Annotated in this window: 11 protein-coding genes and 2 pseudogenes; 7 read left to right on the forward strand and 6 right to left on the reverse strand. The window is 71.1% G+C overall.

The window, feature by feature from the left end:
* Both AB0958_RS01050 and xylA read right to left on the reverse strand, forming a co-directional pair.
* Positions 1-242 (reverse strand): annotated as a pseudogene (locus tag AB0958_RS01050) (RDD family protein); the annotation flags it as partial.
* Between the two features lie 193 nt (positions 243-435).
* The gene (gene xylA / locus AB0958_RS01055) at positions 436-1,602 is read right to left on the reverse strand and encodes a xylose isomerase (protein WP_366888153.1); all 1,167 of its coding nucleotides are present in this window, start codon (positions 1,600-1,602) and stop codon (positions 436-438) included.
* Positions 1,603-1,829: 227 nt separating this feature from the next.
* Between xylA and xylB the strand changes: the two genes are divergently transcribed.
* From xylB to adh, 6 genes are all read left to right on the forward strand, one after another.
* Positions 1,830-3,275: a xylulokinase gene (xylB, locus tag AB0958_RS01060; RefSeq protein WP_366888154.1), complete on the forward strand. Its 1,446-nt coding sequence runs from the start codon at positions 1,830-1,832 to the stop codon at positions 3,273-3,275.
* Between the two features lie 32 nt (positions 3,276-3,307).
* Entirely contained in the window at positions 3,308-4,516 is a 1,209-nt protein-coding gene (locus AB0958_RS01065; protein WP_366888155.1) for an ROK family transcriptional regulator, read from the forward strand.
* Between the two features lie 104 nt (positions 4,517-4,620).
* Positions 4,621-5,112 (forward strand): NUDIX hydrolase, encoded by a 492-nt coding sequence (locus AB0958_RS01070; RefSeq protein ID WP_366888156.1) that lies wholly within the window; start codon positions 4,621-4,623, stop codon positions 5,110-5,112.
* Between the two features lie 295 nt (positions 5,113-5,407).
* Entirely contained in the window at positions 5,408-6,025 is a 618-nt protein-coding gene (locus tag AB0958_RS01075; protein WP_366888157.1) for an N-acetylmuramoyl-L-alanine amidase, read from the forward strand.
* Between the two features lie 78 nt (positions 6,026-6,103).
* Positions 6,104-7,360, forward strand: a complete 1,257-nt coding sequence (locus AB0958_RS01080; RefSeq protein WP_366888158.1) for a GAF domain-containing protein — start codon at positions 6,104-6,106, stop codon at positions 7,358-7,360.
* A gap of 93 nt (positions 7,361-7,453) precedes the next feature.
* Complete coding sequence (adh, locus tag AB0958_RS01085) at positions 7,454-8,977, forward strand: aldehyde dehydrogenase (RefSeq protein WP_366888159.1); 1,524 nt, start codon at positions 7,454-7,456, stop codon at positions 8,975-8,977.
* A gap of 339 nt (positions 8,978-9,316) precedes the next feature.
* Here the strand turns inward: adh and AB0958_RS01090 are convergent, their stop codons facing one another.
* On the reverse strand, positions 9,317-10,024 hold the full coding sequence (locus tag AB0958_RS01090) for a class I SAM-dependent methyltransferase (protein WP_366888177.1): 708 nt from the start codon (positions 10,022-10,024) through the stop codon (positions 9,317-9,319).
* 7 nt (positions 10,025-10,031) lie between these two features.
* Between AB0958_RS01090 and AB0958_RS01095 the strand changes: the two are divergent.
* Positions 10,032-10,499: pseudogene (locus AB0958_RS01095) on the forward strand (transposase family protein).
* Positions 10,500-10,501: 2 nt separating this feature from the next.
* On the opposite strand, the gene AB0958_RS01100 reads toward AB0958_RS01095, so the two are convergent.
* The 3 genes from AB0958_RS01100 to AB0958_RS01110 form a co-directional block, all read right to left on the reverse strand.
* Entirely contained in the window at positions 10,502-10,873 is a 372-nt protein-coding gene (locus AB0958_RS01100; RefSeq protein ID WP_366888160.1) for a hypothetical protein, read from the reverse strand.
* A gap of 359 nt (positions 10,874-11,232) precedes the next feature.
* Positions 11,233-12,405, reverse strand: coding sequence for an FAD-dependent monooxygenase (locus AB0958_RS01105; RefSeq protein ID WP_366888161.1), 1,173 nt, complete (start codon positions 12,403-12,405; stop codon positions 11,233-11,235).
* Positions 12,402-14,423 (reverse strand): LodA/GoxA family CTQ-dependent oxidase, encoded by a 2,022-nt coding sequence (locus tag AB0958_RS01110; RefSeq protein WP_366888162.1) that lies wholly within the window; start codon positions 14,421-14,423, stop codon positions 12,402-12,404. The genes AB0958_RS01105 and AB0958_RS01110 overlap by 4 nt, the downstream gene beginning before the upstream one ends.
* Positions 14,424-14,625: the final 202 nt, after the last annotated feature.

The following is a 14,625-nucleotide window of genomic DNA, read 5'->3' on the forward strand; positions in this document are numbered from 1 at the left end:
TCGTAGTCCGTGCCGGACGGCGGCCCGAAACCCCCGCCGGACAGCGGTTCGTAGTCCGTGCCGGACGGCGGCCCGAAACCCCCGCCGGACAGCGGGCGGTAGCCCTCGTGCGGGGGCAGGTCGTAGGTCCCGTGCGAGGGCGGCCCGTAGCCCTCGTCCGGGGGCGGGTCGTAGGTCCCGTCCGGGGGCGGAGTGTGCTCCGGCGGGTCGGGCGGTCGGGGCGGTACGGGTGGCGTGGCCATACCGCCAAGAGTCACCCGGTACCGGTCATCCCGCGATCCCCGCAAGGCAGTTGACACGGACTCATGCCGTGGACCGCATGATTCCGGAGCATTTCCCACACCAACCGGCCTCGGGGAGGGCGGGGAAGCACAAAGCGAGCCGCGCGCGTGAAGGCGTTCCTCTCGAAATCGCCCGCACGCGCGCGTGCCGGTGTCAGCCGCGGGCGCCCAGCAGGTGGTCCATCGCCAGCTGGTCGAGCTGCTCGAAGGCCATGCCACGAGCGGCGACCGCGTCCGCGTCGAACTCCTCGAAGGCCGCACGGTCGGCGAGGAGGGCCTGCAGGCCGTCCGCGGCGGTCGGCTGGGCCAGCTGGTCCAGCCGGGAGGCGCGCAGGGCCTCCTGGACCTCCGGGTCGGCACGGAAGGCGGCGGCGCGCTCCTTGAGGATCAGGTAGTTGCGCATGCAGCCGGCGGCCGACGCCCACACGCCGTCGAGGTCCTCGGTCCGCGGCGGCTTGAAGTCGAAGTGCCTCGGCCCCTCGTAACCGGCGCTCTCCAGAAGGTCGACCAGCCAGAAGGCGGCGCGCAGGTCACCGGCGCCGAAGCGCAGGTCCTGGTCGTACTTGATGCCGGACTGGCCGTTGAGGTCGATGTGGAAGAGCTTGCCCGCCCACAGCGCCTGCGCGATGCCGTGCGGGAAGTTCAGGCCGGCCATCTGCTCGTGGCCCACCTCGGGGTTGACGCCGTACAGCTCGGGGCGCTCCAGGCGCTCGATGAACGCGAGCGCGTGGCCGACGGTGGGGAGCAGGATGTCGCCGCGCGGCTCGTTCGGCTTGGGCTCGATGGCGAAGCGCAGGTCGTAGCCCTGGGAGGTGACGTACTCGCCGAGGAGGTCGAAGGCCTCCTTCATGCGGTCGAGGGCGTTGCGCACGTCCTTGGCGGCGCCGGACTCGGCGCCCTCACGGCCGCCCCAGGCGACGTAGGTCTTCGCGCCCAGCTCGGCGGCCAGGTCGATGTTGCGGATGGTCTTGCGCAGCGCGTAGCGGCGCACGTCACGGTCGTTCGCGGTGAACGCGCCGTCCTTGAAGACCGGGTGGGTGAAGAGGTTGGTGGTGGCCATCGGGACGGTCATGCCGGTCGCGTCGAGGGCCTGACGGAAGCGCTTGATGTGCGATTCACGCTCGGTGTCGGAGGATCCGAAGGGGATGAGGTCGTCATCGTGGAACGTCACACCGTAGGCGCCCAGCTCGGCCAGGCGCTGGACGGTCTCGACCGGGTCGAGGGCACGGCGGGTGGCGTCGCCGAACGGGTCCCTTCCCTGCCAGCCGACGGTCCACAGGCCGAAGGTGAACCTGTCCTCGGGGGTGGGCTGGAAGCTCATGCCGCGGCTCCTTGCTTGATGCCTGTCGTGATGGGGGTGCGCGACGTCGGTCGGCACGACTGTCGGGCCGACTATTTCGTCATGGCCGTTTACAAATTAGTATGCCGACGCATCCCTGGGAAGGGTCACCCTGTCCCCGAGAGCCGAAAACCGGGTCGCGACACCCCGGTCAACCAGGAAAACCGCAGGTCAGGAAGACCGCGCAACGCGGAAAAAGGGAGAGCCCGATGTCAGCAGCCGAGGGTCCGCTCGTCGTCGGTGTGGACACGTCCACCCAGTCCACCAAGGCGCTGGTGGTCGACGCGTCCACCGGACAGGTCGTGGCGAGCGGCCAGGCACCGCACACCGTGTCCTCCGGCGCGGGCCGGGAGAGCGATCCGCGTCAGTGGTGGGACGCGCTTTGCGAAGCGCTGCGCCAGTGCGGGGAGCCGGCGCGCGAGGCGGCGGCCGTGTCGATCGGCGGGCAGCAGCACGGCCTGGTCACCCTGGACGGGCGCGGCGAACCGGTGCGGCCCGCACTGCTGTGGAACGACGTCCGTTCGGCGCCCCAGGCGCGGCGGCTGATCGAGGAGCTGGGCGGTCCGAAGGCGTGGGCGGAGCGCACCGGCAGCGTGCCGGGCGCGTCGTTCACGGTCACCAAGTGGGCCTGGCTGGCCGAGCACGAGCCGGAGGCGATCCGTGCGACCAGGTCCGTACGGCTCCCCCACGACTACCTCACCGAGCGGCTGACCGGGCAGGGCACGACCGACCGGGGTGACGCCTCCGGCACCGGCTGGTGGGCGTCGGCGACCGAGGCGTACGACGAGGAGACCCTCGCCCACGTCGGTCTGGATCCGGCGTTCCTGCCCCGGGTGGTGCGGCCCGGCGAGGTCGCCGGCACCGTCCGCGACAGCCACGACCTGCCGTTCTCCAAAGGCACCCTGGTCGCTCCCGGCACCGGCGACAACGCGGCGGCGGCGATGGGGCTCGGGCTGCGTCCCGGCACCCCGGTGCTGAGCCTCGGCACCTCCGGCACGGTGTACGCCGTCTCCAAGCACCGCCCCGCCGACCCGACCGGCACGGTGGCGGGCTTCGCCGACGCGCACGGCGACTGGCTGCCGCTCGCCTGCACGCTGAACTGCACCCTCGCGGTCGACCGGGTCGCGGCCCTCCTCGGGCTGGACCGGGAGGCCGTCGAGCCGGGCACCTCGGTCACCCTGCTGCCCTACCTGGACGGCGAGCGCACCCCGAACCTGCCCAACGCCTCCGGACTGCTGCACGGCCTGCGCCACGACACCACCGGCGGTCAGCTCCTCCAGGCCGCCTACGACGGGGCCGTGCACGCCCTGCTGGGCGCCCTGGACCTGGTCCTGGACGCGGACGCGGACCGGACCGCCCCGCTGCTCCTGATCGGCGGGGGCGCCCGCGGCCGCGCCTGGCAGGAGACGGTACGGCGGCTCTCGGGGCGCCCGGTGCGGGTGCCCGAGGCGAAGGAGCTCGTCGCTCTCGGCGCGGCGGCGCAGGCGGCCGGGTTGCTGACCGGGGAGGACCCGGCGGCGGTGGCCCGGCGCTGGGACACGGCCGCGGGCCCGGTGCTGGACGCGGTGGAGCGGGACGACGCGACGCTGGACAGGATCTCCGGGGTACTCTCCGACGCGGCCCCGCTGCTGGAGCGGGCGCCTGAGGACCGCTGACCCGCCCCGCAGCCCAAAGGATTGATGGAGGCATGACCGCACCGCCGCACGAGGCCCGTACCACGGCGACCGGCCGTGCCCTGCCGGACACCCAGCAGGGCATGCGCCGGCGCAACCTCGCGCGCGTGCTGCACGCCGTCAGGGCCGAGGGTTCGCTGTCGCGGGCCGCGGTCGCCTCGCGCATCGGGCTGACCAGGGCGGCGGTGTCGACCCTGGTGGACGAGCTGGTCCGCTGGGGGCTCCTGGAGGAACTCGGCCCCGAGCGGCCCAGTCGGGTGGGCCGTCCCGGCTCGGCGCTCGCGGTGAGCGGGCGCGGGCCGGCCGGGATCGGCGCGGAGGTCGGGGTCGACCATCTCGCCGTATGCGCGGTGGACCTGCGCGGGGAGATACGCGCCCGGGCCGTGCGGCACGGCACGAACCGGGGCCGGGACCCACGACCGGTGGTCGGGGAACTCACCGCGCTGGTCCGGCGGGTCGTGGCGGACGCGGACCAGGAGGGCCTGTGGCCGGCCGGTCTCGCGGTCGCCGTCCCCGGTCTGGTCGCCCGCGACGGCCACACGGTCGTGCACGCCCCGAACCTCGACTGGCACGACATCGATCTCGGCGCGCTGCTGCCCGCGGGCCTGCCGCTGTCGGTGGACAACGAGGCGAACTTCGGCGCGCTGGCCGAGCTGTGGCTCGGCGACGCCACCCCGCGCGACTTCCTGCACGTGTCGGCGGAGATCGGTATCGGTGCCGCCGTCGTCGTCGACGGCCAGCTGCTGCGCGGCAACCGCGGTTTCGCGGGCGAACTCGGCCATGTGCCGGTCCGTCCCGACGGACCGCGCTGTGCCTGCGGCGGACGCGGCTGCCTGGAGCAGTACGCGGGTGAGGAGGCGGTGCTGCGCGCGGCCGGCCTCGAGTCCCGCGACGACGCGGTGGGGCTGCTCGCGCGGGAGGCGGGCGAGGAGCACGAGGGCGTACGGCGCGCCCTGCACGACGCCGGTACGGCTCTCGGTATCGCCCTGACCGGCGCGGTCAACCTTCTCGACCCCGAGGCGGTGGTCCTGGGCGGCGCCCTGGCCGGCCTCGCGCCGTGGCTCCTGCCGTCCCTGGAAGCCGAGCTGTCCGACCGGACGACGGGGCCGGCCTGCCCGGTCTCCGTCTCCCGCCTGGGCCCCGAAGGGCCGCTGCTGGGCGCGGCCCACTCGGTGGTCCGGGCGGTGCTGGACGATCCCGCGACGGTGGCGGAACGGGCCTGAGCCGGCCACGCTCGCGAGGTCCGTGTCCTCCGTGCGGGTGGTTCAGCACCACCGCACCGCGGGGAGTCACCTCTGAGGTTCCGTCGGACTCCGGGGAGGTGCGCGTGGCCGAGTGGGTTCCCCGCGCTGAATGGATCAAGACCCAGCCGCAGGCGCTCATCGCCTCCTGCGTGCTCATGCTGGACGAACGCGATCGCGTCCTGCTGCTGCGCTACGGTCCCGGTCAGCCGTGGTCGGGCAGGTGGTGGCTGCCCGGCGGGATGCTGGAACACGGTGAGGACCCCCGGACGGCGGCCCGGCGGGAGATGCTGGAGGAGACGGGCATCGCCCTCGGCCCGGAGCCCCGGCTGATCGGCGTCGACCATCGCGCGGACGTGCTCGGCACCGGACCGGTTCTGGACTGCTTCTTCCACGGCGGTCTCTTCACCGGCGGGACGGCGGTACGGCTGAGCGACGAACACGACCGGTACGCTCTGGTCCCCGTGGCGGAGTTGGCGGACACGGCGCTCGCGGCGTCCCTGCCGACGCTCCGCGCCCTGCACGCGGCGGCGAAGTCGGGTTCCTTCGCCTACCTCCGCGAGGGCGCGCCCGGCTGACGTGCCTGGGCCGGCCGCCTGCGACTTACGGGTCGGGGGAACTCGACGCCCACCAGTACGCGACTCAACTGGTGGAATCGCCGCCCACCAGTACACGACCCAGCCGGTGGAATCGCCGCCCGCCGACGTGTGCGACACCGACGACACGTGTGTGGCCGGGCTCCACGGGGAGTGGCTGCCAGCGCGCGAGACTTACCGCGGACTGCATGCGCGGCTGCGCGAGACGGCGGCGGCCTGCCCCGGTGACCGCCGCCGCTCGCCCCGTGCTGCGAGCACACGTCTCCGAAAGGAACCCATGGACCGGGCACGACCGCTTCCCAGCAGGCGACGGCTCCTCACCGGCACGGCCCTCGCCGTCGTCCCGTACACGCTGCTTCCCGAGACCCGCGCGGACGCCCGCACCGCGGTCGTCGACTACCCGAGGGCCGAGTGGGCGGCGGCGAGCACCGGGAACCGCACCCTGGCGCAGCGCCCTGACGAGTACCGGATCGACCGTGTGATCATCCACGTCGCGCAGCAGTCCTACGCCGGCACGCTGGCCACCTTCCGGAACCCGAAGCAGCGGGTGTCCGCGCACTATCTGGTGCGCTCGGCGGACGGTCGTGTCGCGCAGTGCGTACGGGAGACCGACATCGCCTGGCACGCGGGGAACTGGGATTACAACACACGGAGCATCGGCATCGAGCACGAGGGCTGGGTGGACAGGCCGGAGTACTTCACCGACCTCCTGTACGCGGAGTCGGCACGGCTGACGGCGTCGATCTGCGAGAGATACGGCATCCCGAAGGACCGGGAACACGTGATCGGCCATGTCGAGGTGCCGGGGACCGATCACACGGATCCGGGCACGCACTGGGACTGGAGCCGCTACATGAAGCTGGTCGGCCTGGCCTCGCTCGATTCCTCCGACTGAGGAACGTCGAAACGGTTGTCGGCGCGAACACCCCGCGTGACGATGTCCCCAGCCGCATCGCCGTCCGAGGAGGACGAGTTGACCGATCCGTGGGTGGCCCTGGAGCCGGGGGCCGACGCTGCCGAGCGCGTCCGGGCGCTGCGCCGGGCACACGAGACGTTCACCACGGTGGGCACCGTGCCGCGCCCGGTGCGGTCCGTGGTGGCCGAGTCGTGGCGTCGTTCGGCGCGGGCCGGGGTGGGCCCGGAAGGATCGGCGCGGGTGGAGCTGATGGACGGTGATCTCGGGGCCTATCGGGCGGAGCACCCGCTGGCCCGGGTGATGCCGCTGTTCCGGGAGCTGATGGGCACGTTCGCGGCGGACGGCGAGCATCTGCTCGCGGTGTGCGACGCGGACGGCAGGCTGCTGTGGGTCGAGGGGCATCCGGCGACCCGGCGGCGGGCTGACCTGATGAACTTCGTACCGGGTGCGCGCTGGTCGGAGGCCGCGGTCGGTACCAACGCGCCGGGCACGGCGGTCGCGGTGGACCGGCCGGTGCAGGTGTTCGCGGCGGAGCACTTCATCCGCCGGGTGCAGCCGTGGACGTGTGCGGCGGCGCCGGTGCACGATCCGCGCACGGGGCGGGTGCTGGGCGCCGTCGACATCACCGGTGGCGACCGGCTGGCGCACCCGCACAGTCTCGGCTTCGTGCAGGCGGTGGCCCGGGCCGCGGAGTCGCAGCTGGCGCTGCTCGATCCGCCGGCCCCGGCCGACGAGGCACCGGCGCTGACGGCACTCGGCCGTGACGAGGCGGAACTCCACCTGGACGGCCACCGTCTGCGGCTCGGCCGGCGCCACAGCGAGCTGCTGGTGCTGCTGTCCGGCCACCCGGAGGGCCTGAGCGGCGACGAACTGCTCTGCGCGCTCTATGAGGACGAGTCGGTGACCCCGGTGACCCCCCGGGCCGAACTGGCCCGGCTACGGCGCCTGCTGGGTCCAGGACTGCTGGCGTCCCGGCCGTACCGGCTGACCGTTCCGGTCGAGTCGGACGCGGCCGTGGTGGAGCGGCGTCTGGAGGCGGGGGCGGTGACGGCGGCCGTAGCGGCGTATCCGGGACCGCTGCTGCCGGGGTCGCAGGCCCCCGCGGTGGTACGGCTGCGGCGACGGCTGGCGGACGGCCTGCGGTCGGCGCTGATCGCGCGCCGCGATCCCGATCTGCTCGCTCGGTGGGCGCACGCGCCGTGGGGCGAGGACGACGTAGAGGTGTGGCGGGCGCTCGCGGCGGTGCGACCGACGGCGCTCGTCCGGTACCGGCTGGCGGCGCTGGAGGCGGAGCTGGCGGCTCCGGCGCACTGACCTGCGGCGCAACGGGGGCGCAACGTCCGTCTCCCTAGCCTGCGCGCGGAGCTGCCCACGACGGGCAGCGCATCTGCAAGGAGGCAGGCCACCATGACCCGTTACGCGGCGCCCGGCACCGAGGGCGCGATCGTCTCCTACCAGGCGCGCTACGACCACTTCATCGGCGGCGCGTACGTGCCGCCGGCCCGCGGGCAGTACTTCGAGAACCCGTCGCCGGTGAACGGGCAGCCGTTCACCGAGATCGCGCGGGGCACCGCGGAGGACGTGGAGCGGGCGCTGGACGCGGCGCACGCGGCGGCACCGGGCTGGGGCCGCACGTCCGTGACGGAGCGCTCCGACATCCTCCTCGAGATCGCCGACCGGATGGAGGCCCACCTCGAACCGCTCGCGGTCGCGGAGAGCTGGGAGAACGGCAAGCCGGTACGGGAGACGCTGGCCGCGGACATTCCCCTCGCCATCGACCACTTCCGCTACTTCGCGGGGGCGATCCGGGCGCAGGAGGGTTCGCTGAGCGAGGTCGACGACGACACCGTGGCGTACCACTTCCACGAGCCGCTCGGGGTCGTCGCGCAGATCATCCCGTGGAACTTCCCGATCCTGATGGCGACCTGGAAGCTGGCGCCCGCCCTCGCCGCCGGCAACGCGGTCGTCATCAAGCCGGCCGAGCAGACCCCGGCATCGATCCACTACTGGATGGGACTGATCGCGGATCTGCTGCCACCCGGCGTGGTGAACATCGTCAACGGCTTCGGCGTCGAGGCCGGCAAGCCGCTGGCGTCCAGTCCGCGGGTGGCGAAGGTGGCCTTCACCGGGGAGACCACCACCGGGCGGCTGATCATGCAGTACGCCTCGGAGAACATCAAACCGGTCACCCTCGAACTGGGCGGCAAGTCCCCGAACATCTTCTTCGACGACGTCTGGGCGCACGACGACGACTTCCGCGACAAGGCCCTCGAAGGGTTCACGATGTTCGCGCTCAACCAGGGCGAGGTGTGCACCTGCCCGTCCCGGGCGCTCGTCCAGCGCGGCCACTACACCGAGTTCATGGAGGCGGCGGTGGCCCGCACCCGCCTCATCAAGCCCGGCCATCCGCTCGACACCGACACGATGATCGGCGCCCAGGCCTCCAACGACCAGCTGGAGAAGATCCTCTCCTACCTCGACGTCGGCCGGCAGGAGGGCGCGAAGGTCCTCACCGGAGGCGAACGCATCGAGTACGACGGCGAGTTGAAGGGCGGTTACTACGTCCAGCCGACCATCTTCGAGGGCGACAACCGGATGCGGATCTTCCAGGAGGAGATCTTCGGCCCGGTCGTCTCGGTGACGTCCTTCGACGACTTCGACGACGCACTGAAGATCGCCAACGACACGCTGTACGGGCTCGGCGCGGGCGTCTGGACCCGGGACATCAACACCGCGTACCGCGCGGGCCGCGCGATCCAGGCGGGCCGGGTCTGGACGAACTGCTACCACGCCTACCCGGCCCACGCGGCGTTCGGCGGCTACAAGCAGTCGGGGATCGGCCGCGAGACACACAAGATGATGCTGGAGCACTACCAGCAGACGAAGAACCTTCTTGTTTCGTACAGCCCCAAGAAACTTGGGTTCTTCTAGGACTCAAATCGGTTGCCTGGAGGCGCCATTGCTCTCCAGGCAACCTGCACGACCGTCGAACGAATCTCCTCCGGACGATGCACGGACCGCCGAGCAGAGATGTGACAGAGTGACACTGAATCCTCCGATCGAGCCGATACTCGCCGAAGCACAAGGCCGGCCCCGGTTCATTACCGCACGCGCCCTGTCTCTACCTGTGCTGTGAGTACTCGTCGGTGGGGCAGCGGGGCCCGAGGCCGCACTCGATACGCAAACCCGTTGGTCCCTGCACCGTACGACGTCTCAAGGACCAAAGGATGAAGGTGCGGTAGCCACCGTCCAGGTGCGGTCTGCGTGACATCAGCGGAGACGGCAGATCAGCTCGGTCGGAGCAAGAAGATCTTCCTCGATGTTCTGGAGCACCTTTGCGATCTTGGTCGATGCGTCGCGGCCCATGGCCACGCTGATCGCGGCCGGAGGGGTGTCCCCGCCGGCAGGGTGGTGCGGCGTGCTGGTCGGGTGGTGCGCGCCACCCGCGTCGCGAAGCGACTGGACGGCTTGCGGGCGGTGATCGCGCTCCGCGACGATGTCGAAGCCGGCCTTGCGCAGCAGCGGCCGATATTCCTGTGGACGGGCCAGGAAGCTGTGTTCGGGCTCCGAGGCCCACGGCAGTGGGTAGCGGACGAGGGCGGGATCGCCGAGGAGCATGACGTCGTAGACGATGAAGAGGCCCCCGTCGGTCAGGACGCGGCTGATCTCGGTGAACAGGCGGCCCTTGTCCTCGATGTTCATGCCCACGTGCAGCATCCAGGCCCGGTCGAAGCTCACCCGGGTGAAGGGCAGTGCGGTCACGTCCCCCTGCTGGAACCGGACCCGGCTCGTGAGGCCCACACGGTCGGTGAGCCAGCGGGCGACATCGACGTACTCCTCGGTGAGGTCGACTCCGGTGAGGTCGACTCCGGTGACGTCGGCGCCCGCGTGCTGGGCCAGGTGGCGGGCCGGGCCGCCCAGGCCGCTTCCGACGTCAAGGACACGCAGGCCCGCCCTCAGGTCCAGGTGTTGAGCCAGCTCTCGCGTGGCCGCATGGCCGCCGGTGTGGAACTTGTCCGGCTCGGCCCTGCGCTTCCTCGCCGCCCGCCTGAAAGAACACCGCCGCGCTCTCGGAACCCGGTGGCGGCGCCTGAACGCAGGCCGACAGGCCCTGCTCACCCCAGTCTTGGCCGGCGCCGTCCACGACGTCCGGGCCGCGCGCGAGCACGGCATCATCGAGGCACTCCCCTAGGGCGACATCACCTGCTGGGCAGACAAGGGCTACCAGGGTGCAGGCGGCACGGTCCGTCTCCCTTACCGCGGCCGATGAAACAGCCCCTCCACCGGCCGGCAGGCCGTCAACCGGTCCCACGCGAAGATCCGTGCATGGGTCGAGCAGGCCATCGCCACCCTCAAGTCCTGGTGCCGTCTCCGCAAACTCCGCTGCTCGACGACCCGGGTCACGAGCCTCCTCCAAGCCGTCCCGGTCCTCCAGCTCACTGCCACGGGCTGAGATCAACCGGCAGAATTCACCAAGTCCGTCAACTCGGCTTCCGTCGTCCCGGCCCGCAGACGAACGTCGAAGGTGTAACCCTCATCGCAGAACACCAGGTCAAGGTCCGTGGGTGCCAGCCTGCGGAAGACGATCGCCAACCAGATCGCTTCTTCCTCCCAGACGTCCATGTACAGGCAGGTACCGTTCTCGTGCAGATAGGCCTCACCTGGGCCGTTCTCGGTCTCGAACTGCCATATGAGGCTGCGCACTTCGCTGCGTTGCCTCGTGTCGATCTCGACCCCGGACCACCGGGCACGGATCGCGTCTGTCAGACCATCCCGATCGATGCGCCATCCGCCCGCATCACCCTCGACCACCGCCAAGAACGTCATAGCCAGGGTCTACCAGACCTCCGTGGCACAGCGTCGACCGGCTGTCGCCTGAAGTTGGAACGGGCTCATTGATGGGGGTGACGCCGGTCTCCTGGCACCACATGGCGCGTTCGAGCGGTGTGCTCGGCGGCCAGTTCGACGATCCGTGGCAGGTCGGCGGGGCATGCGTGCCGTACAGTCGGGGCGCCGGTCACCGGAGGCTGCCGTCAGAGTGTCGTCCTGCCAAGTCGCCAGCCGGTCGGCGATCGGGGTGCTGGCGGGTAAGTGTCCCGACCCGGTGGGGCGATCCGAGTCGGAACTTCAATGTCCAGGGACCACATCGGTCGGTGGGCGGGCCGTCACCGGTACTACGACTGCGTTCAGAAGGGGGATTCGGGCAAGTCGGCCAGGCGCCGTGCCCAGAAGGTGCGTTGGATCCAGCGCGCTTCCTGGGCGTGGACGAGACGGTGGCCCCGCAGATACGCGGTCCGCGCGGCCTCGACCTTGTGCGCGTAGGCGGCGAGGCCGGAGTCCGCGCCGCGATGCACACGACTCAGGTGGGCGTCGACGGCCAGGCCCGCGCTCATCCCGGTGTAGAGGGCGGTGAGGACGCCCTGGGAGGAGAGCGGGTCGAAGGCGATCGCCGCGTCCCCGGCGGCGGTCCAGCTGTCCCCGTACACCCGGTCCAGGTGCGCTGTGTGCGCGGCGGCCCGGCGTGGCGCGACTGGTGGCGCAGGCGGGGGCCCGTGCCTGTGGGTCCACCGGGACACGTGCCTGGTGGCCGACAACCGCCGGTGAAAGTGGCGCGCGGTGTACGGCGCGGCAGACAGGTCGGTGTCGGTGAAGTAGGCGACGAGGCGGCTGCCGGAGGGCTGTGGGGCGGTGTACCACCAGCCGTCCCTGTCTGATTCGACGAGGGAGCGGCGGTCGGTGTCCCGCGGGTCCGTCTCCAGGTGCGTGTAAAGGGCTGCGAGCCGGTCCCTGACCCACCGCCGGGCCCCACACCGGACGGCGATCGCGGCAGCGCGGCCGGTGGCGTCGATCACCCAGCGGCAGCACACCGTGCGCTCCCCACCCGCCCCAGGAGCATCGGCAGGGCCCGTCCCGCCGTGCAGAGCCAGAGTCCAACCGCCGTCCGGCCTCCGGGCCGTGCCGCGCACGGCCGTGCCCTCGGCGACCTCGGCTCCCGCCGCCCGGGAGGCGTCGCGCAGCCGCCGGTCGAAGAGCCGCCGGTCGAGATGCCAGCCGTGGCCATGCGGATCGTTGATGAAGTCCACGGCGTGCAGGTCCGCCGAACCCCACGCCGAAAGACTGCCGTAGCAGGGCAGGTGCCCGGACCCGAGAACACGGTCAGCGACGCCGAGGTCACCGAGCAGGACCCGCCCGGCGGGCACGAGTGTCTCGCCGACCTTCGGCGGCCCGGTGCCGGCGTCCGCCAGCAGAACCGTACGGCCGGCCCCGGCGAGTGCGATCGCGGCGGCGCAGCCGGCCGGGCCGCCGCCCGCCACCACCACGTCGTAGGTTTCCGCGCCCGGAGCCAGTGCGGGGCTCACCGCTCCTCGTGGAAGGGGTCTAGTCTTTCGAGGTATCCGGCGGCGATCTCCTCCTCGAGGTAGCCGGTCGCCTCCGCTGCCGCGCTGACCGCCTGTGCCACATGGCCGGCCTCGACGGTTTCGGGCGCGAGCCTGTCCGCCGGCCGGATTCCGCCTGCGGCGGCCAGCACGGACGGACCTGCCTCGGGCACCTGCAGGTTGACCAGGTTCGCCGTGTCAGGTGCCCGGTCGAGCGGTGCTCCCGGGCGCGACTCCACGTGGATCCGTTCGGGGAACTTGCCGTCGCCCACGGTGTAGTCGCGCACCTCGACGACGCCGAGCTTCGACCAGTCCTTGATCATCTGTGCGCGCTGCTCGTTCATGGTGCCGGTGAGGCCGCGCAGCCAGGTCGCCCGCCGCTCGAACGCCTCCTCGCGGGCGCTGTCGTCGCCGCCGGCCGACGGCGTGTTGACCTTCTCGAAGTCCTCAAGCTTCAGCACATGGTTCGGCACCTGGGCAGGCCAGAAGGTCGGCAGGTACGGGCTGTAGCGGGGCCCGAGATTGGCCAGCACCTCGTAGCCGGAGCGGCAGCTCGCGGTGTCCGCCTGCCATGGGGCGGCCATCCAGCGGGTGAGGTCGCCGGGCCCTTGTGCGAACAGCGGGCCGTTCGCGGCCGTCGCTTCCTGCGGGGTGAGGGTGGGCCCGTAGTCGGGTTCCGCGGTGTTCGGGGCTCGGTGCTTGATGCGGAAGGGCGCGCTGAACATGCTCGGGGTCCTGATGGGCCAGGTGACTTCGTACCCGGGGTGGAATGCGTCGGCCGCGCAGCTCTCCAGGGCGGCCCGGTCCAGCAGTCCCGGCTGCTCGGCGACCGGGGCACTGTCCACGTCCGGTCGGGGCTGCCGCAGCGGTCCGGTCTGGAAGGCGCCGTCGGCCCAACGACTCAGCATCCAGTCCTGGGTCGGGGACAGTTTGCCGTGCTGACGCACGGACTTGGGCTTGCTGGCCATGGCGTCGCCGTAGAGCCACGGCCACGGCACCGGGGACGTTCCGTCGCGGTCGTAGTCGCGCAGGGCCACGTACGTCTGGCGGCGCAGTTCCCGGTTCCGCTGGGAAGGATCGGCCAGCCGCTTCCGCATCGCCGGGGAGAGGAAGAAGTTGGGACCGTTCCAGCCGAACTGCGTGGCGAAACCATGGTTCACCCACTGCAGATCGCACAACCGGTGCAGTATCGGTTCAATATGGTCGGCAAACGAAATCTGCGGCGGGCGGGTCAGCGAACCGGCCGTGACGAAGACATCGAAGAGCAGGTCGTAGAGGGTGCGGACGGATTTCACGCCGGGGGCGTAGTGAGGGGGTCCCACCACGACCCAGGCGGGGGTGGCGGTCAGTTCTGTGCCGTCGATACGGACCTTCGCCGTCACCGGGCCGTCGGACACGTCGTCGTACCAGGTGTCGTTGTTCGCGACTCCGGTAATCGGGCTGTTCTTGTAGGAGGCGGAGTTTCCCCTTCCGCCGAGCACCAGCAGGCGGCCGTCGGATTGGGTGGAAATCTCCCCGAGGTACACCGACTTGTCCATGATCTTGCCGGAATCGAATTTCTGCGTCTCGGTCATCGAGCCGCGAACGGTGCGGCTTCCGGGGTCGATGACCAGCTTCTTCCGGTCGGCGTCCACGACGTCGGCGTTTCGCCGGCCGTACTGCTCCGGCGCGAGTGTCTTGCCCTCGGGGATGTCGAGCGGCACATGGAACTGGTACCAGGCGGCCTTCTTGTTGGCCAGGTGCACCGTCCACTGGATCTCGGAAACACCCGCCTCGCCCGGCTTCAGCTCCCGCACGACCTCCCCTGCGGCGTTGTAGCCGTACACCCGGAAACGTGCGGCCTGCCTCCGGATCGCCCCGGATCCATCCTTGTACGAGCCAAGGTCCGCAGGTTTCTGGTCCGGTGATTCCGGGCCGATGAAGGGTGTTTCATTGCTGTTGCCGACCCGGGCGACACCAATGGCAGGGTGAATTTTCACCTGCACGATTTTAACGTCCATCGAACAGCCTTCCGTTGCGGGACCGCCAGTTCGATCCTAAACGTAAGATCTTGCGATTTCGGCCGAACACCGAGATTACCGAATGGCTGTGCGGATGCATCCTGAGACGCCTAGGGCCCTTCTGATGGATCTCCGTGGGAGAAGGAGCGGCGTTCGGTGCGTGCGATCGGCGTGCGGGGTGGCGGGTCATGTGGCGGAGCCA

The organism is Streptomyces sp. NPDC006655 (assembly GCF_040703965.1).
Taxonomy (GTDB): domain Bacteria; phylum Actinomycetota; class Actinomycetes; order Streptomycetales; family Streptomycetaceae; genus Streptomyces.